The 18,864-nt window shown below is 44.8% G+C and carries 16 protein-coding genes; 9 read left to right on the forward strand and 7 right to left on the reverse strand.

The features are described from left to right. The first annotated feature begins 42 nt into the window (after positions 1 to 42). Positions 43 to 1,758, forward strand: coding sequence for a GMC oxidoreductase (locus CKK33_RS08800; RefSeq protein WP_095703750.1), 1,716 nt, complete (start codon positions 43 to 45; stop codon positions 1,756 to 1,758). Here CKK33_RS08800 and CKK33_RS08805 read toward each other — a convergent pair whose 3' ends face one another. Continuing rightward, positions 1,759 to 3,093: an MBL fold metallo-hydrolase gene (locus CKK33_RS08805; protein WP_095703751.1), complete on the reverse strand. Its 1,335-nt coding sequence runs from the start codon at positions 3,091 to 3,093 to the stop codon at positions 1,759 to 1,761. 115 nt (positions 3,094 to 3,208) lie between these two features. Here CKK33_RS08805 and CKK33_RS08810 point away from each other — a divergent pair, with 115 nt between their 5' ends. Then, the gene (locus CKK33_RS08810) at positions 3,209 to 3,685 is read left to right on the forward strand and encodes a tol-pal system YbgF family protein (RefSeq protein WP_095703752.1); all 477 of its coding nucleotides are present in this window, start codon (positions 3,209 to 3,211) and stop codon (positions 3,683 to 3,685) included. Between the two features lie 70 nt (positions 3,686 to 3,755). On the opposite strand, the gene CKK33_RS08815 is transcribed toward CKK33_RS08810, so the two are convergent. After that, positions 3,756 to 5,825 carry a M13 family metallopeptidase gene (locus CKK33_RS08815; protein WP_095703753.1) on the reverse strand — a complete coding sequence of 690 codons (2,070 nt, stop codon included), beginning with the start codon at positions 5,823 to 5,825 and terminating at the stop codon, positions 3,756 to 3,758. A gap of 490 nt (positions 5,826 to 6,315) precedes the next feature. On the opposite strand from CKK33_RS08815, the gene CKK33_RS08820 reads away from it, so the two are divergent. Continuing rightward, on the forward strand, positions 6,316 to 8,985 hold the full coding sequence (locus CKK33_RS08820; RefSeq protein WP_095703754.1) for a valine--tRNA ligase: 2,670 nt from the start codon (positions 6,316 to 6,318) through the stop codon (positions 8,983 to 8,985). A 90-nt stretch (positions 8,986 to 9,075) separates the two neighbouring features. Further along, positions 9,076 to 10,926, forward strand: a complete 1,851-nt coding sequence (locus tag CKK33_RS08825) for an ATP-binding protein (RefSeq protein ID WP_095703755.1) — start codon at positions 9,076 to 9,078, stop codon at positions 10,924 to 10,926. Here the strand turns inward: CKK33_RS08825 and CKK33_RS08830 are convergent. Further along, the gene (locus CKK33_RS08830; RefSeq protein WP_095703756.1) at positions 10,915 to 11,370 is read right to left on the reverse strand and encodes a type I restriction enzyme HsdR N-terminal domain-containing protein; all 456 of its coding nucleotides are present in this window, start codon (positions 11,368 to 11,370) and stop codon (positions 10,915 to 10,917) included. The genes CKK33_RS08825 and CKK33_RS08830 overlap by 12 nt on opposite strands. Before the next feature lie 95 nt (positions 11,371 to 11,465). On the opposite strand from CKK33_RS08830, the gene holA reads away from it, so the two are divergent. Further along, a complete protein-coding gene (gene holA, locus CKK33_RS08835; RefSeq protein ID WP_095703757.1) occupies positions 11,466 to 12,485 on the forward strand; it encodes a DNA polymerase III subunit delta in 1,020 nt (339 codons plus the stop codon). A gap of 4 nt (positions 12,486 to 12,489) precedes the next feature. On the opposite strand, the gene CKK33_RS08840 is transcribed toward holA, so the two are convergent. Continuing rightward, entirely contained in the window at positions 12,490 to 14,364 is a 1,875-nt protein-coding gene (locus CKK33_RS08840; RefSeq protein ID WP_095703758.1) for a chloride channel protein, read from the reverse strand. A 69-nt stretch (positions 14,365 to 14,433) separates the two neighbouring features. On the opposite strand from CKK33_RS08840, the gene CKK33_RS08845 reads away from it, so the two are divergent. The 4 genes from CKK33_RS08845 (at position 14,434) to CKK33_RS08860 (ending at position 16,380) form a co-directional block, all read left to right on the forward strand. Next, a complete protein-coding gene (locus tag CKK33_RS08845) occupies positions 14,434 to 14,676 on the forward strand; it encodes a hypothetical protein (RefSeq protein ID WP_143822933.1) in 243 nt (80 codons plus the stop codon). A 156-nt stretch (positions 14,677 to 14,832) separates the two neighbouring features. Continuing rightward, on the forward strand, positions 14,833 to 15,153 hold the full coding sequence (locus CKK33_RS08850; protein WP_233138276.1) for a DoxX family membrane protein: 321 nt from the start codon (positions 14,833 to 14,835) through the stop codon (positions 15,151 to 15,153). 33 nt (positions 15,154 to 15,186) lie between these two features. After that, positions 15,187 to 15,882, forward strand: a complete 696-nt coding sequence (locus tag CKK33_RS08855) for a Crp/Fnr family transcriptional regulator (RefSeq protein ID WP_095703761.1) — start codon at positions 15,187 to 15,189, stop codon at positions 15,880 to 15,882. 90 nt (positions 15,883 to 15,972) lie between these two features. Then, positions 15,973 to 16,380, forward strand: coding sequence for an EVE domain-containing protein (locus tag CKK33_RS08860; protein WP_095703762.1), 408 nt, complete (start codon positions 15,973 to 15,975; stop codon positions 16,378 to 16,380). A gap of 4 nt (positions 16,381 to 16,384) precedes the next feature. Here the strand turns inward: CKK33_RS08860 and CKK33_RS08865 are convergent, their stop codons facing one another. From CKK33_RS08865 to CKK33_RS08875, 3 genes are read right to left on the reverse strand one after another with little or no spacing between them, the layout of a single operon-like run. Continuing rightward, positions 16,385 to 16,921, reverse strand: a complete 537-nt coding sequence (locus tag CKK33_RS08865; RefSeq protein WP_233138177.1) for an O-acetyl-ADP-ribose deacetylase — start codon at positions 16,919 to 16,921, stop codon at positions 16,385 to 16,387. 21 nt (positions 16,922 to 16,942) lie between these two features. After that, positions 16,943 to 17,467 carry an acyl-CoA thioesterase gene (locus CKK33_RS08870; RefSeq protein ID WP_095703764.1) on the reverse strand — a complete coding sequence of 175 codons (525 nt, stop codon included), beginning with the start codon at positions 17,465 to 17,467 and terminating at the stop codon, positions 16,943 to 16,945. Between the two features lie 48 nt (positions 17,468 to 17,515). Further along, a complete protein-coding gene (locus CKK33_RS08875; RefSeq protein ID WP_095703765.1) occupies positions 17,516 to 18,772 on the reverse strand; it encodes a type IX secretion system plug protein domain-containing protein in 1,257 nt (418 codons plus the stop codon). Positions 18,773 to 18,864: the final 92 nt, after the last annotated feature.

Raw genomic sequence — 18,864 nt, forward strand, 5'->3', positions numbered from 1 at the left:
TAATGCGTAAATGTTTATCTTACGTTCGCTAATGTAAACCGTATGGCGAACGTAAATCTGAACAATTATAAAGACAATACTTTTGATGCTATTGTAATAGGCTCGGGCATAAGTGGTGGCTGGGCCGCCAAAGAATTATGCGAACAGGGCCTTAAAACGCTTGTTTTGGAGCGCGGTAAAGACGTAGTTCATCTGAAGGATTATCCTACAGCTACCAAAAACCCATGGGATTTTCCGCACCGTACCCATTTGCCTTTAGCGGTTAAACAGGAAAACCCGGTAGTTGACCGTTGCTATGCCTATAGTGAGGCCACCGAGCATTTCTTTGTAAAAGACAAAGAGCACCCTTACGTGCAGGATAAACCCTTTGACTGGATACGTGGCTACCAGGTGGGTGGCAAATCATTACTGTGGGCCCGGCAAACGCAGCGCTGGAGCAAATTTGATTTTGAAGGCCCCGCCCGGGATGGCTTCGCGGTTGATTGGCCGATAAGATACGAGGACCTGGCGCCTTGGTACAGCCATGTAGAGCGGTTCGCGGGCATTAGCGGTAACCACGATGGCTTAGAAACCCTCCCCGATGGTGAGTTTTTACCCGCATGGACCATGAACGTGGTGGAGAAAGAGATACAGAAACGCATTATGGCCAACTATAAAGACCGTAACGTCATCATTGGCCGCTGCGCACATCTTACACAACCAAAAGAGATACACCTGCAACAGGGCCGGGGGCAATGCCAGGCCCGTAGCCTTTGCGAACGTGGTTGCCCGTTCGGTGGGTATTTTAGTTCCAATTCATCAACCATTCCATGGGCGGCTAAAACCGGCAACTTAACTTTGAGGCCCGATTCTGTTGTGCATTCTATTATTTATGATGAGCAAAAGCAAAAGGCAGTTGGTGTAAGGGTTATAAATGCGCACAGCGGCAAGGCCATAGAATATTTTGCGCGCATTATCTTTGTTAACGGCGCAACGCTGAACAGTAATCTCATTCTGCTTAACTCTACTTCAAACCGTTTCCCTAATGGCTTGGGTAACGATAATGGCCTGTTGGGAAAATACATTGCCTTCCATAATTACCGCGGCTCACTAACTGCCGCTTTTGATGGGCCGATGGATAGCTACTATTATGGCCGGAGGCCGACCGCGGTGATGATGCCCAACTTCAGGAACGTTCACAAGCAGGAAACAGACTTTTTACGCGGATACATGGTGTTTTATACCGCTACCCGTGCCGGATGGGGCCACCAAACAGATGGTGCGCAGATAGGGGCAGATTTTAAGCAAAATATCGGCGAAGCCGGGCCTTGGGGTATTTATATGATGATGCAGGGCGAAACCATCCCTAAGGCCAGCAACTTTGTGCAACTAAGCAAAAATTTGAAGGATAAATGGGGCGTGCCGCAATTGCAGATCTCTGTTGATTATGATGATAACGACATTAAATCGCTCAAAGACTTTTTACAACAAGGCGCTGAGATGTTAGACAAGGCCGGATGCACGAACATTGCTACTAACGATAGTAAACAAGCCCCCGGACTGGACATACACGAAGTGGGAGGTGTGCGTATGGGCCACGATCCCAAAACATCTATGCTCAATAAGTGGAACCAACTGCACGCCTGCAAGAATGTATTTGTGACCGATGGCGCCTGCATGACATCCACCGGCACACAAAACCCGTCGTTAACGTTTATGGCACTTACCGCGCGCGCGGCTAATTATGCTGTTGATGCTTTAAAGAAAGGAGAGGTTTAATTATTTCCAATCATTTATTGCCTCACCAAGGTCATATACGGGCACATTTTTAATAACCGCGTTAACAATGCCTACCGCCGCTGCCGAACGGTAACCGGCCGCGCAATGTACCACTATAGGTTTCTCAGTGGGTATTTCACTAACGCGCTCGCGCAATTCAGGCAAAGGGATAGTTAGCGCATCTGAAAACAGCTTGCCGGCATTAATCTCTGCCCAGTTACGTACATCAACAATAGTATAGCCATCGGGATTGGATTTGAAGTTTTCCAAGCTAATTAAGGCCGACTGTTCTGTTGCTGTGGCAGGCGTTAATACAGCCGCTTTTATATGGCGCTCGTAGCCAATTTTAGCCGCTTTGGCAATAACCGTATCCAAAGCGTCATCATCGGTACCTATTAAATAAAATTGCTCATCAGGGCCTACAATTGAGCCCAGCCAGGTTTCAAATTTTTCACCATCCTGCAGATTGTATGAGCCAGGTACATGTCCGCCCCGGTAATCTTCCCGTTTGCGGGTATCTATAATGGGTAATCCTTTTTCAAAAGTAATATCTCCGGCAGGCCTGTCAACCGCAGCTATGGTTTCCGCAAAGGCAGGTGCGCCGTTTTTGTTCAGTTCCACATTGTAGCCAAAATATTTGGGCATAAAAGGCTGGTCGGCAGTGAGGGTTTTCACAAATGCCAGTTCATCCATTAATTGCAGCGCGTAGTTCTCGCGTAGTTCCTTGCCAATGGTAGTTTGCAGGTCGGGGCTCATGCTTTTACCACAAAGTGAGCCGGGGCCATGTGCAGGGTATACGGTTACTTCGGCAGGCAGGGTCATCAGTTTTTCGCGGGTAGAGTGGTACATGGCTTTGGCCAGTTCTTCCTTCTTCGCGGTAATGTTACCAACGTTTTCGCGCAGGTCGGGCCTGCCAACATCTCCTGCAAAAAGCGTATCACCGGTAAATATGGCGCAATCTTTTCCGCTTTCGTCCTCAACCAAAATACAAATAGAATCAGGCGAGTGGCCGGGCGTGTTAAGGGCTTTGAGCTTTATGTCTTCCAGTTTTATTTCGTCGCCTTCATCAAAGGTTTCGTGAGGGTAGGCTGCGCCTGCCAGTTTGCTCACGTAAATGGTGGCGCCGGTAGTTTGGTGCAGCTCAAGGTGCGCGCTTACAAAATCAGCATGCGGGTGTGTTTCTATAACGCCTAAGATATTTGCCTCATGCAACGTAGCGAAGTCATAATATGGCTGCGGGTTACGTGCAGGATCAATTACTATCATTTTTCCACTGCGCACAATAGCATAAGAGGCATGTGCCAGCCCTTTGTCGTAAAACTGGTGTATGATCATAATGAAGTCAGTGCAGCAAAGATAGGATTTTGCGTGTTACACAGCAGGATGGAAATGTCGACGGGTGGTAAGATTATTGTAATGAAAAATTTAATTTAGCGAAAATATTTTACCTATGGCGAACGTACCATTTGTGAGAGGAAAAATTGTATGGTGGTATACCATACCGCAAATATTACTCATCTTTTTACTGATATGGGGTTTCTCGCAATTCGCGGAAGAAGGCATGGATGTTTTATATGCCTTTATTGCCTATTGGGCTATTTTGTACCTGTTAAGATGGCTCATTGCAACAGATCATCGCAAAGGTATTGCGGCCCTTAAAAAGAACCATTATGAGCAGGCACTTGCTTACTTTAAAAAGAGTGTAAGCTACTTTGAACGCAATGCCTGGATAGATAAATACCGTTTTATCACGCTTTTCAGTTCGTCAAGAATGGGTTATCGGGAGATGGGGCTTTGTAACGAGGCTTTCACCCTTAGCCAAATGGGCCGGGGTGCAGAGGCAAAAGAACTATACAAGAAGATCTTATCAGAATACCCGGATAATGGTATTGCTATAGCGGCTTTAAAAATGATGGAAGCCATTTAAAAAAGCGAAGCCCGGCGTTAAATGCCGGGCTTCGCAACTAATCTCTGATCACCAATCACTGCTCACTATATTACCACACCTTTATCCTATCCTCAGGTTTTTTATACATTTTATCACCGGGTTTAACGTCAAAAGCGGTATACCAGGCATCCATATTGGTAATTGGCGCGTTGGTACGGAATTGCTCTGGCGAATGCGGGTCTGTCAGGATGCGTTGCGCGGCAGCCTCCGGCCTTTGCGAGCCTCTCCAAACCTGTGCCCATGACAGGAAGAAACGCTGATCAGGCGTAAAGCCATCAATCTTAGTGTTTGATTTACCTTGTTTGGTTTTCTTAAACGCTTCGTAAGCAATATTTAAACCGCCCAAGTCGGCAAGGTTTTCGCCAAGGGTAAGTTTACCGTTTACATGCATGGTATCTAACACGGTAAAGGCATTGTATTGGTTCTCAACCTGTGTGGCACGCACTTTAAATTTATCGGCATCTTCTTTGGTCCACCAGTCGCGCAGTGTGCCGTCAGAATCATACTGGCGGCCCTGGTCGTCAAAACCGTGGGTCATTTCGTGGCCGATAACGGCACCAATACCACCGTAGTTTACCGCATCATCCGCCTTAAAATCAAAGAACGGAAACTGCAATATACCGGCAGGGAAGGCGATCTCGTTTGTAGTTGGATTGTAATACGCGTTAACGGTTGGCGGCGTCATGCCCCAGCGGGTCTTATCAACCGGTTTACCCAGGCGGGTAACATTAAAGTTATAGCGCCAGATAGACAGGCGTTTAAGATTGCCGGCATAATCGTTACGGTCGATCACTACGCCATCATAAGCTTCCCATTTATCCGGGTAGCCTATTTTAACGGTGAAGGCGTTGAGTTTGCGCAACGCTTTTTCTTTAGTAGCATCGCTCATCCATTCTAAACGCTTAATGCGGTCGCCAAGGGTAACCTTCAGATTATTTACCAGGCCAATCATGTATTGTTTGGCAGCGGGGGTAAAGTATTTTTCTACATAAAGCTGGCCAAGCAATTCGCCCAGGCTGCCATCCACCAGGCCACTCATGCGTTCGTTACGCGGGGTTTGTACTTTTTGGCCGCTTAACGCGCTGCTGTAAACAAAGCTGGCATTAACAAAAGGAGAGCTTAGTGATGACGCCGCACCTTTTAGCACGTTCCATTTTAAATAGGTTTTCCAATCCTCAACAGATATGGCCGTTAACATGGCATCAATATCTTTAAAGAAAGCAGGCTGGCCCACCAGGATGGTGTCCTGGCCGTTTACCTTCATCATAGGTAATAACTTTACCCAGTTAAGATGAGGGGTGGTTTTGCTGAAATCGGCCACCGAAAATTTGTTGTAGGTAACATTAGGGTCGCGCATAGCTACACGGCTCATTTGAGCCGAAGCCAGTTTCTTCTCTATATCATAAACGGTATTAGCGTTTTTTGCGGCCGCATCATTAGGAGTGCCGGTTAGTTCAAACAGCGTAGTGATATAGGTTTTAAGGGCGTCCTGTATCTTTTTAGAACGAGCATCATCTTTCAAATAATTATCCCTGTCGGGCAGGCTGGTGCCGCCCTGGCGTAATTGCGTAATGTAATTATCTACATGCTTAGAGTCCTGGCCTACACCAAAACCAAACAGCGGGCTGCCTATGCCATTCATACGCTCATATACCAGCTCATTGATAACGCCATTGAGGTCGCTGATTTTATCAATTCTTTGCAGGTCAGGTTTGATAGGCGAGTAACCTTTTTTCTCGATAGCCAGGCTATCCATCCCGCTGGCATAAAGGTCGCCAACACGTTGCTTTAAGCTGCCTTTAGGCGAGTTAGGGTTTTTGCTTACCTCGTCGAGGAGCGAAAGTAGGCGGTCGGTGTTTTCTTGCCTTAGGATGTTGAAACTTCCCCAGCGGGTTTCTTTTGCTGGTATGGCGTTCTGTTTTATCCATCCGCCGTTGGCGTATTCAAAAAAATCGTCCCCGGGTTTTACCGATAGGTCCATGTTGGCCGGATCGATAAATTTTTTAGGAGGGTTAGCGGTTGTTCGCCCTTTTACAGGCTTATCTCCATTGGCGGCATAAACCGTCGCGGTAAGGCATAAACTGCCTGCGAGCATCAGATGCGTGAACTTTAACTTCATAATTAATCAGTAAAAAGCTAAAGTTAAAAAATTAATGCGCGTTGAGGCAAGTGGGCCGCGCCAGGAAAAACTTAGCGGTTAAACCAATTGATGATGGCGGATAACCTCGACACTCTAATAATAGCTGCCAGTAAGCGGTTTGCAGGCAATGTTCTCATGTTGTTGAAGTTTATTAACCTAATAACGCAGCTATGTAAAATTATTGTTGCGAAAGTAGTGCCTGAGTTAATTTATAACGGTTCTAAGGATTGAGGCTGGTCATTGCCAGCAGTCCGTTCCCATGAATGGGGCGGTAATGATTATGCATGGAAAACTTCATTGCCATTGGCTTCAGCCGACGGATTTTGATCGTCTGCAATCCGTCCATGAATGGGACGGCAATGATTTGGGAGGGCAATCTCATTGCCGTTGGCTTCAGCCAACGGAGATATGTTTTAAATAATCTCATTCCCATTGGCTTCAGCCAACGGATTTGTTATTTTTGCGGGCTATGAGTATTGCAAAGACCTATTCACCCGCAGCAACAGAAGAAAAGTGGTATCAGTATTGGTTAGATCATAAATTTTTCCGTTCGGTGCCGGACGAGCGCGAGCCATATACCATCGTTATTCCGCCACCCAATGTTACCGGCGTGCTACACATGGGTCATATGCTTAACAATACTATACAGGATGTGCTGATACGCCGTGCCCGCATGAAAGGCAAAAACGCCTGCTGGGTACCGGGTACAGACCATGCCAGCATTGCTACCGAAGCAAAAGTAGTGGCTATGCTAAAAGAGCAGGGCATCAGCAAAAAAGACCTTACCCGTGAGCAATTCCTTGCACATGCTTATGATTGGAAGAATAAGTACGGCGGTATCATACTTGAGCAGCTTAAAAAGTTAGGCGCTTCATGCGATTGGGACCGTACCAAGTTTACCATGGACGAGGATATGAGCGAAGCCGTTATCGACTATTTCGTTCACCTGCATAAACAAGGCCTCATCTACCGTGGCGTCCGCATGATCAACTGGGACCCGCAGGGTAAAACCGCGGTAAGTGATGAGGAGGTACAGCGTAAAGAAGTTAATCAGAAGCTTTACTTTATCAAGTATCATTTAGTAGGGACTGCCGTTACTAAATCTACAAACTACGAAGCTGAATCTCCTGTAATTATAGCTACAACTCGTCCCGAAACTATTATGGCTGATGCTGCGATATGTATCAACCCTAATGACGAGCGTTATAAACATCTACATGGTCGGACTGTAAATATCCCGCTAATTCACCGCGAAATCCCGATTATTCTGGATGAGTACGTGACCATGGATTTTGGTACCGGCTGTTTAAAGGTTACACCTGCGCATGATTTGAACGATTATGAATTGGGCCAGCGCCATAACCTGCCTGTCATCGATATCCTGAATGATGACGGTACGCTTAACGAGAAAGCGCAGATATTAGTTGGTGAAGACCGCTTTGCCGCGCGTAAAAAAATTGCGGTAATGCTGGAGGAAGCAGGTGCTTTAGCCAAAACGGAGGACTACACCTCACAGATCGGCGTTTCTGAACGTACATTGGCAGTAATAGAGCCAAAGCTTTCTATGCAGTGGTTCTGCAAAATGAAAGAATTGGCACAACCTGCTTTGGAATATGTTTTAAACGGCGATGTAAAACTGATCCCTGAGAAATTCATCAACACCTACCGCCACTGGATGGAAAACGTGCGCGACTGGAATATTAGTCGCCAGTTGTGGTGGGGACAGCAAATACCGGCTTACTACCTGCCAAATGGCGAATATGTGGTTGCCAAAACCAAAGAATTGGCCCTGGCAGAGGCACAAAAGCTAAATGCATCATACACGATAGATGATCTTACACAGGACGAGGATGTTCTGGATACCTGGTTCTCATCGGGCTTGTGGCCAATCTCAGTATTCGATGGTGTACGTAACCCTGATAACGCTGAGATAAACTATTACTACCCAACAAATGACCTGGTTACCGCGCCGGAGATCTTATTCTTCTGGGTGGCACGTATGATCATGGCGGGGCATGAGTTGCGCCAGCAAAAGCCGTTTAACAACGTCTACCTAACCGGCATCGTACGGGATAAGTTGGGCCGTAAAATGTCAAAATCATTAGGTAACTCGCCCGATCCGCTTGATCTGATAGCCAAGCACAGTGCCGACGGTGTACGTGTAGGTATGCTCTTATGCTCACCTGCGGGTAACGACCTGATGTTTGATGAAAAATATTGTGAGCAGGGGAGTGCCTTTGGTAATAAAATTTGGAACGCCTTTAAGCTGGTAAAAGGATGGGAGGCTGACGACAGCATCAAAGCAAATAATTCGGTAGCTATTGAGTGGTTCCAAAGCCGTTTTAACCAGGCGCTTGCCGAAATAGAAGAGAACTTTAGTCAGTACCGCTTATCCGAAGCTTTAATGGCATCATATAAACTGGTATGGGACGATTTCTGCTCGTCGTACCTGGAAATGGTGAAACCAGCTTACCAACAAAATGTTGAGAAACAACGCATTGATGCGGAGTCGTACCAAGCAACGGTAGCATTCTTCGAAAATATCCTGAAACTGCTGCACCCATTTATGCCTTTCCTGACGGAAGAGTTATGGCACGACGAGTTGTTTGGCACACGTGCCGATATGGACTGTTGCATTGTTGCACAGTTGCCAACAATTGGGGAGATAAATACACAGCTTATTGCCGAAATGGAAGTTGTACAGCAGGCTATAGCGCAGGTAAGAAATATTCGTAACAGCAAAGGCTTGTCGCCGAAAGAGACATTGCCGCTGGCTGTTAAGGCAAACGGTAATATCGATTATAATCGCTATCGCGACATTATCATTCACATTGCTAACATTAGCGAGATGAGTTTTGTAAGTGAGCCGGTAGCGGGGGCAAACACCTTTATCGCGGGTACAGATGAGTTTTTTGTAACGCTGAATATTGAAATTGACGCGGATGCTGAAAAAGAACGCCTCGAAAAAGAGAGGGAATATCTCACAGGCTTCCTGAAAACGGTAGATGCCAAATTATCAAATGAGCGCTTTGTGGCTAATGCTAAACCTGATGTTGTAGAAAACGAACGCAAGAAGAAAGCCGATGCCGAAGCAAAATTACGTATAGTGGAAGAAGGGTTACGGGGATTGGCAAATTAATTGCATTACCTGCGGCGCATAAACCTGTGTAAGCATTGCGTATTACAACGCTAATTGCTATTTTAGTTTGATCATTATCGCCGGAAAAAAGTGAATTTTCTAAACCTTTCTATCAGCAAGATACTAACCGGTGAAAAATCGTTTCTGGATAAGGCGCGTATTCGCTTGCTTTATTATGGTTTTTTACTGGTTATAGTGGGTTTATCGGCACTCTTTGTAAGTGTTTATTTACAAGGCTTACAAATAATGACTGTAACTACAGGAGTGGTGCTGGGCTCCATTATAGTGCTGTTTAAATATCTTACTTATAAGCCGCATCTACTTACTATTTCCCATTTTACGCTGGTTATTGGTACGCTTGTTAACCTGTCAAGCGTATTTGTCATACTGCAGGATGTTAATGTAATTACCATACAGGTAATCATCCTCATTATTGTATTCAGCTTTTACATGGTTGGGCAAAACTGGGGGATGTTCTATTCGCTGCTTAACCTGCTGCCTGTATTACTGTTTATGGTGATGAAGTATGATCATAATTACTTTATCAGCCTTAAACCAGAGCGTGCCGACGATTCAACCATTATCATAGCCGTTTTTGTGAATTTTATACTCATCATATTTATTCACAGCCACTTTTACAATGCCTTTATAGCTAACATTAAACAGCTTAAGGAAAAAGGGGAAGAGCAGGCTGCGCTTAACATTAAGTTTGAAAAAGCGATTGAAAAGGCCGAAAAATCATCACAGGCACAGTCTGAATTTCTCTCGACCATGTCGCATGAGATACGCACTCCTTTGAACGCGGTAATAGGGATGAGTAACCTGTTGCTGATGAACAACCCGCGTGCCGACCAAAGCGAAAACCTGGAGATACTTAAATTTTCGGCCAATAACCTGCTGGCTATTGTAAATGATGTGCTGGATTTTAATAAGATAGAGTCGGGTAAGATTGTGTTTGAAAAGATCAAGTTTAACCTGGTCGACCTTATGCAGAATATCTGCGGGGGGCAAATGATCAAAGCGCAGGAAAAGGGCTTGATTTTTAAATTGGATGTTGACAGTTCTTTAAGACGCAAGATCGTGTTCGGCGACCCCACCCGTTTAACACAGATCATATTTAACCTGGTAAGTAATGCCATTAAATTTACCTCGCAGGGCAGCATATGGGTAAGGGTTACCTGTATTGAGGACCGGCACAATAACATAACCGTAAGCTTTTCTGTAAAAGATACTGGTATCGGGATTAAAAAAGAAAACCTCGAAACTATTTTTGAGCCTTTTACACAGGAGTCGGTTACTACTACTCGCCAGTATGGCGGTACAGGTTTAGGCCTTGCTATTGTGAAACGCCTGCTGGAGTTGCAAAACTTGCAGATGTATGTGAATAGCGTAGAAAATCAGGGTTCAGAGTTCTCATTCAATATGGAGTTCACGGTATCAACAGAAACCATTACTCAGAATGCCGAAAAAGCACGTTCGGCAAGGAGTGGTGTAGCTGTGGCACCAGCCATCAGGTTCGAAGAGGATGAATTGGTACCTGCCTCATCAATTAACGTTGAACAATTGCGTGTGCTCATAGCGGAAGACAACCCTGTGAACGTCATGCTAATGAAAAAGCTTTTCTCTAAATGGAATATAGTGCCAACCATTGCTGAAAATGGCGAGCGCGCTGTAGAGATTGTACAATACGGAAACTTTGATGTGATATTGATGGACCTGCAGATGCCTGTAATGAACGGTTTTGACGCGGCCGTTGAGATACGTAAAATGCATGATCCGGCGAAGGCTAACATTCCTATCATCGCCTTAACGGCATCGGCCCTGTTTGATATACGTGAGCAGGTTAGCAATGCCGGCATGAATGATTACGTGGCCAAGCCTTTTAAACCCGAGGATCTGATGGAAAAGATACAGAACCTGGTTCCGGTATCAGTACGATAAGGGATAAGCCGGCAATTCCTGCAAAAAGGCATAAGTTGCCGCGGTATGGTCAATACGGCAATAATAATGCGCCAGCCCATTGGTAACTGCCATAACAGGGACCTTATGTACCATATTGTAACGCGCCGCCTGGTCAAAGGTATGTTGTGTTATTTTAACGGCAGGCGCTTTACACTCTACCAGTAATATTTTTCGGCCTTCGGTATCAAAAACCACAATATCTGTTCGTTTGGCAAGGCCATTGAGTTTTAGGCCGCCTTCCAGTTTTATCAACGCTCTGGGGTAGCCTTTTTCCCTGATGAGGTATTGTACAAAATGCTGGCGCACCCACTCCTCTGGGGTCAGCACTATTTGCTTTTTCCTTAGCTCATCAAAAATGCTCAGTCGCCCGTTGTCGTCAGTTAATTTAAAAGGATAGGGCGGGAGATTGAGCGGCTCTAACATGAAGTCAAAAGTAAAAAGTAAATAGTCAAAAGTACTGTGCTTTTATCCACAATGTGGGTGCTTTTTAATTTTGAATTTTTAATTTTGAGCCACCCATGGCTACCGCGCAGGATATCATCAAAGATCTTAAGAACCGTAAATTTAAACCAGTGTACCTGCTGCATGGCGAGGAGCCATATTACATTGATCTTATTGGTAATTACATTGAGCATCACCTGCTGTCTGACGCCGAAAAGGGTTTTAACCAAACGGTGCTATACGGTAAAGATACGGACATCATGACCGCTATTAACGCTGCCAAGCGGTACCCTATGATGAGCGACTACCAGGTAGTAATAGTGAAAGAAGCCCAGGATATGAAGTGGGGACGGGATGATGATGACAAGAAGGGTATTAACCCAGTGCTGGCCTATCTGGAAAACCCGCTACAGAGCACCATTTTGGTGTTTTGTTACAAGTACGGGAAGTTTGATAAGCGTAAAAAAACTTACAAGGCCATTGATAAGCATGGGCTGATATTTGAATCAACCGCTTTATATGACAATAAGATACCCGGTTGGATAGAAGCTTACATCACCGAAAAAAAATACCGAATAAGCCAGCAGGCGAGCGCTATGCTGGCCGAATATCTGGGCAATGATTTATCAAAAATTGCTAATGAACTGGATAAACTGATGCTCAATATAGCCCAGGGGCAGGAAATATCCCTGAAAGATATACAGGACAATATTGGCATCAGCAAGGAATATAACGTGTTTGAGCTACAGGCCGCCCTGGTGAAAAAGGATGCTTACAAGGTTAACCAGATAGTGAACTATTTTGAAGCGAACCCCAAAGCCAACCCTATAGTATTGGTTTTAGGCAACCTCAATAACTTTTTCAGTAAGGTGCTGGCTTATCATTACGTAAAAGATAAATCAAATGCCGCCCGTGAACTGGGAGTAAATCCCTATTTTCTGAAAGACTATGAACAGGCAGCGCGTGGCTATAACCTGGGCAAAGTATTCCAGGTGATCAGTTACCTGCGTGAGTACGATCTAAAAAGCAAAGGTGTTGATTCCAACACCGATCATGGCGGTTTAATGCGTGAACTAATGTTTAAAATAATACATTGAAACATTAAACCGTTCGCGATTGTTTATTGAGCCTGATACGACGTTTAAGAAAGATCTTTAATCTCTCGCGCTTCAGCGAAATATGTGTGCCTTCGGTTTCGGTATCTTCAAAATGCTGCTTGTATGCCGACAAAATATCCGCGTAACCAACTACCCCGGTTATTTGGTCGTTATTAATTACAGGTAGCAAGTCGGTGTTTTTCCAAGCCATGAGTTCTACCACATTTCTCAACAGATCAGTCTCTCTCAAATAACCGGTATTTGCATACATTATCGCTTTTACTGGGGTATGGTCGTTATGCCTTAAGTTAAAAACATCCATCAGTTTTACTACGCCGCTATATTTATTATTTGCATTCAGCAGAATAAGTGCGTCATCGTTAACATGGTGTGTGGTAAGCCAATCTTTCAACTCGCCTATACTCATCTCGTCATATAATTTAATATCATATTTACGCATTACCTGTGTTACCGTAATTCTTTGAAGAATGTCAGGTTCGTATGAATCTGGGGTGATAACACCACGGCGGGCTATCTTTTCTGTCATAATAGTGTTTTCCATCAGGAAGAACGAAACCAGGTACGATGCCGTGCAAGCCCCTAATAATGGCAGTAGCGCGTGCGATTGCATGGTAGCCTCTAAAGCGAAAGTTACGCTTGTAAGATAGGCCCGTGACGCACCCGCGAACATGGCAGACATACCTATCAGCGCACCCATAGGGATATTAATCCCACAATCCGGAAAGAAGTTCAAAATAAGCGCAGTAGCTATACTGCCTGATGCTCCTCCGATAGTTAAGAGAGGTGCAAGTGTACCACCGGATGTGCCGCTGCCCAGCGCTATTGCCCATGACAGAAACTTGAAAAAGCAAAGTGCCAATACAAGAGATAAGGGTAAATTACCGGAGAGTAAGCCTGTGATATTATCATAACCAACCCCCAATGTATGTGGGTAAAAGTATCCAACCAAACCTACTGCTAAACCGCCTATGGCCGGCCACAGCGTCCAATGGATGGGGAGTTTTTCAAACCAATCCTCAATTACATAAACAGCTTTGGTCAGAGCCAGTGAAAGGAAACCTATTAGTAAACCTATAAAACTATAAATAGCCAGTGCCTGGTTATTTGGTACGCTTAGTGCCGGCATTTCAAATACCGGCCCGGCCTCAAATAATAAATGGTGGCCCGCCGCCCCGGTAATACAGGCGAGTGCTACGGGCAGTATGGCCTTTGGCGAAAACTCGAACAGCAGAAGTTCAATAGCCAAAAAAACAGCGGCGATGGGTGTACCAAATATGGCAGACATGCCCGCTGTTGCACCGGCAGCCAATATTACTTTGCGTTCGCTTGAAGTAATTTTAACCAACTGGCCAAGTGTAGAACCTAATGCCCCGCCTGTGGCTATGATGGGGCCTTCCGCGCCAAAAGGCCCGCCTGTGCCAATAGCTATGGCAGATGATACAGGCTTTAAAAAAGTGATAGACGGTTTTATTTTGCTTTGGTTAACGAGTATTTGCTCCATAGCTTCCGGTATGCCGTGCCCTCTTATAGCCTTAGACCCATACAGAGCCATTAAGCCAACAACTAAGCCACCTATTGCGGGTATGATAATAACCCATAGGCCCAGGTGGTTGCCGGCCGGACTATGAAACCCTAAATCAAACTCTCCGAAGAAGGCAATATTAGTTACCAGGTTAATCAATATTACCAAAAACTTGGCTATAAAGCTTATAGTAATAGCAACCACTACCGCGTATAAGCAAATGCGCAGCAAACGTGCCTTTAAGTAACGGGTTTTAGGGCCGCGATCATCAGGTTCAGGAAGAGCAGGAGATACAGGTATACCGGTTGAATAATTAAAACCGTTTAATTTTTTCATTGTTTATACAATATTATTTATTCATTTTTGTACAAAAATATTAATAAAATAATTGTTAAAACAATAAAAATGAGAAAAAGTAGCTATTGGATGATGATACTCGGAGCAGTTATCATGATCGCCGGATGTTTGATCTTCCGTAATCTAAATCACATTAACGCGGTTGATTCGCACAATTGGACCATCAACGTTAATGGTATTCTCTCATTTCCGTGGTTAACCTACACCGGCTTCATCATATTTATGGTAGGGGCTTGTTTTTATATCGGTACAATGGAGCAGCGTAGCCTATATGGTAAGAAACTGTATTAAGTAATGATGCATAGTGGCTATGAATACGGTAAATAAAACAAGGCCCCGCGGCAGCAAACACCTCCCGGCAGTAGCAGACGTATTGCGTGTGTTATTCGGTTTTTTTTACTGCTTAAAGGATGTGCTTTCCTGGTTAATCTTAATTATCTTGAAAAACTGCTTGCCGGGCAGGAGCTCGCGGCTTTGTCAACAACCTTAATTAATGTAATAATGTGTTATGTAGTGCTGGTACATTTATCGGGTGGAGCGCTTGTCATATTAGGATTGTACACCCGCCTGGCATCGTTATTCCAACTACCCGTAGTTATAGCCGCTTTATTTATTCTAAAAGATCTGCGATCGCCGTTCAATAGCGACTTTTGGGTATCTGTAGTTGCAGCCTTGTTGTTGATATTATTTGCCATTATTGGGTCGGGAAAGTTTTCTGCGGATGAGTATCTCGCCACCATGAAACAGGATATGGTATCTGATCAATAGAACTTGTTTCCGGGTATTTTTGCAATTAGTTGTATGAAAGAAAGTCGCGTTGGTTGTAATTTAAAAAGTTGTTACTTATGTACACACTGTGTTAATGAATGGATACCGGCCATTGCCGCGAACAAAAAGAATTTCTCTGTAAAAAAGAACCAACGGATTTTTAGTGAAGGAGATGCAGTTGCGGGGATGTATTTTGTTTACTCAGGAAAAGTAAAGGTTCATAAACGCTGGGATGATGATAAGGAGATCATACTGCGTTTTGCAAGTGCCGGTGATATTTTGGGCCATATGGGCCTGGGCGATGAACCAGTATACCCGGTATCGGCCACTGCTATAGAACCTGTTACAGTGTGCTTTATTGATCTTCAGTTTTTTGAGTCGTCATTAAAGGTGAATCCCCAGCTTACTTATTCGCTCATGAAGTTTTTTGCCAACCAACTGCAGGACTCAGAGAAACGTATGCGTAACCTGGTACATATGCAGGTAAAAGAACGCATAGCATTGGCCATATTAACGCTTAAAAAGCAATTCGGAACCACCTCAGCGGGCGCCATTGATATTGAACTTACCCGGCAAGACCTATCGTCATTCGCGGCGGTATCTTACGAAACGCTCTTTAAAGTGACGAATGAATTCATTCAAAACAAACTTATATCAGTGACCGGTAAAAGCATAGCCGTGTTAAACGAGCAGCTTTTAAACAAGGTAGCTATGGAGCACCTGGTTTAATTTAAATATTACCGGTTTTAATTACCAAGGTTCTTGATAAATTTGCTGTGTTCACAACTGTGATCTTAAAACACACTTATAGCCGTAAACATGAACCATTGGTTGGTAAAATCAGAACCGTTTAAATATAGCTGGGAAAAATTTAACCAGGAGGGCCGTACCTTTTGGGATGGCGTGCGTAATTACCAGGCACGTAATAATCTGCGTGCTATGCAGGTAGGCGACCTGGTGTTGTGGTACCATAGTAACGAGGGAAAAGAGATAGTGGGTATAGCCAAGGTGGTGAAAGAAGCTTACCAGGACCCTACTACTGACGATACCAACTGGGTAGTGGTTGATCTGGAGCCGGTACAAAGCCTTAAAAAGCCCGTTACACTGGAGCAAATAAAAGCCGACGAGCAACTGAAAGATATTGGCTTGGTAAGGCAGGGCCGTCTATCGGTAATGTCTGTAAAACGCGAAGAGTTTGACCATATCCTCCAACTTGCCGGCGAATAATATTTTAGCCTGTGAGCTTGGTATACAGTTCATAATTGTCGCTATCAAAGCAAACAAATAGTACCTGCTCAATAGCCGGATTGGCTTGCAAAGCGGCATCAACAGTGTTCACCGCGACTTGTGCCGCCAAAGGCTTAGGAAAATGATATATGCCGGTACTGATATTGGGGAAAGCGATGGTTTTAACACCGTTTGCTAAAGCCAGCCGCAGGCTGTTTTGGTAACAATTAGCTAACAGGTTTTCTTCGTTATGTTTACCGCCATTCCATACCGGCCCAACAGTGTGTATGACAAATTTGGCCGGTAAATTACCTCCGGTAGTGATAACGGCCTCGCCTGTAGGGCAGCTACCCTGCCGGTTGCGTATAGCAATGCACTCTTCTAAAATTTGCTTGCCGCCTGCCCGGTGTATGGCACCATCAACGCCTCCGCCACCTAATAAACTGCTGTTGGCTGCATTTACTATAGCATCAACGCTTAGTTTGGTAATATCGCCCTGTATTACTTTTATCCGCTCATCCATAAAAAGATAACCGGACAAGTTTATATGATGTTTGCGGTTTTATTTTTTATCGGCAGCAAAGAATAGCGCTTTTAGTTCGGTAGCGTCATCGGCCTTCATTTTACCCGCCAATACCAGCCTTAACTGGCGGCGGCGAAGAGCTCCGTCAAAAAGTTCCTGCTCAGCCTCTGTTTCGGGTACTAAAGGCGGCACAGGGATGGCCCGGCCATTCTGATCCAGGGCCACAAAAGTGTAATAAGCATCGTTACTTTTTACTTTGGTACCCGATGGTATATTTTCGGCGTATACATCAAGCCTTACTTCAACCGAGGTAGTGAACGCGCGCGAAACACGGGCTTCAATAGTAATTACATCGCCCAGTTTTATGGGATGGTGAAAAGAAACATTATCTACAGACGCGGTTACCACAATACGGTTGCAGTGCTTTTGAGCCGAAATAGCCGCCGCGATATCCATAAAGTGTAACAGCCGCCCACCCATTAAATTGTTAAGCGTATTGGTATCATTGGGTAATACCAGCTCATTCATAATGGTATGTGATTCTTTGGGCGATTTTCCTTTCATGCCGCAAAGATAGGTTTTAAGTAGCAAAAATCTATGCTAACATAGCAACTACTGCTTTACGCTATTCAGCATGCCAAAGCCTATCAATTGTTCATAGCGTGAGCCCACCGGCCGGTAGTAAACCAGCATCTGGTATTCGTTCTCGGTTTCAAAATAGTTGCCTTCCAGTAAAGTATCATCCGGCTTTTTGGTGGCTTTATCTACCCAAATGTACTGGTAATCATATACGCCCTGTTTGAGTTGCAGGCGGGTATACCACCGGCCGCGGTCGTCGTATTGCAGTTTGCTTCTGTCATCCAGCTGGTAGTCGTTAAACTGCCCAACAATGTATGGCGTACCTTCGGCCTGGCTTTTATTCGCGTGGAGTGTAAAGTATACGTACGCGTAATCAGCATCGCGGCGGGCGTCGCTACCATCCTGGTTGATGATAAAAAATTTACCATCATTGTCATAATACAAGGTATAATTGGGCAGGTTGCGGCTGGGGTCGCCCAGTAGCATCACCGTATTAGCCGTATCTTTATAGATCTTTGCTACCCTGTCTGAATTAAGTTTGAGCGTACGGGTATCAAAGTGCCTGAACTCGTTACGGCCCGAAAAATCATTAATGCTTACGTCGTTGTAAATAAGTTGCTGGCCACGAATGTAAGTAGGGGCAGTGTTCATAAGCCCGGTTTCGGGGCGAGCATTTTGCATGACCAATATCCGTATCTCCGTTCTTGGGTTCTGTACCTGTAAACCCGAGCAATCTACCGTGAAATTTACCTTTTGATTTGTAGACCTTAGCGCGACATTGTTTGATGACTGTACCGTGGCTGATATGGCTGTTTTGCGGGCAACTACATATAAGCGACGGGTAAGCACCATTTTTTGCTGATCGCCGTCTTCATAAACCCTGAGGATGTAGTTCCCTGAAATTTTTGGAATGATGTTACGGTTGGGAAGCTTTATTTCGTAATGGGTGTATTTTTGATAGGTGGCACTTGAATAGGTGTAGTTATCAATACGGTCGTCGGTATAGCTTTCCAGGTATTCGGCAGTGGTGAGGTTAGATGGCTGCCAGTTGGCATCGCAGTGTTGCAGGGTATAATTAAAAGTGCGAGTGCCACCGCTCAGGTCGTCAAAACCAAGTGTTACGGTTTCGCCGCTTCCCAGGTTAATGATGGGGAATGATGCCGGCTTTGCTGAATTGTAAAACTCAACGCTTTTTATTTCGTGCCGGTAAACGTTGTTTTGGTAGGGGAGGTTTTGGGCCCGGGCTAACAAACAAAAACAGATCAACAGGCCGGTTAGCAGACTTTTCATTAATGCAAGATAAAAACAAAAACGCCGCGACGCGGAATTTATTTCGATGGAGTAAGTTGAGGATACTTATACTCGAATCCATGGCATTGCGA

The sequence above is a fragment of the Mucilaginibacter sp. MD40 genome (assembly GCF_002288635.1).
Classification (GTDB): Bacteria; Bacteroidota; Bacteroidia; order Sphingobacteriales; family Sphingobacteriaceae; genus Mucilaginibacter.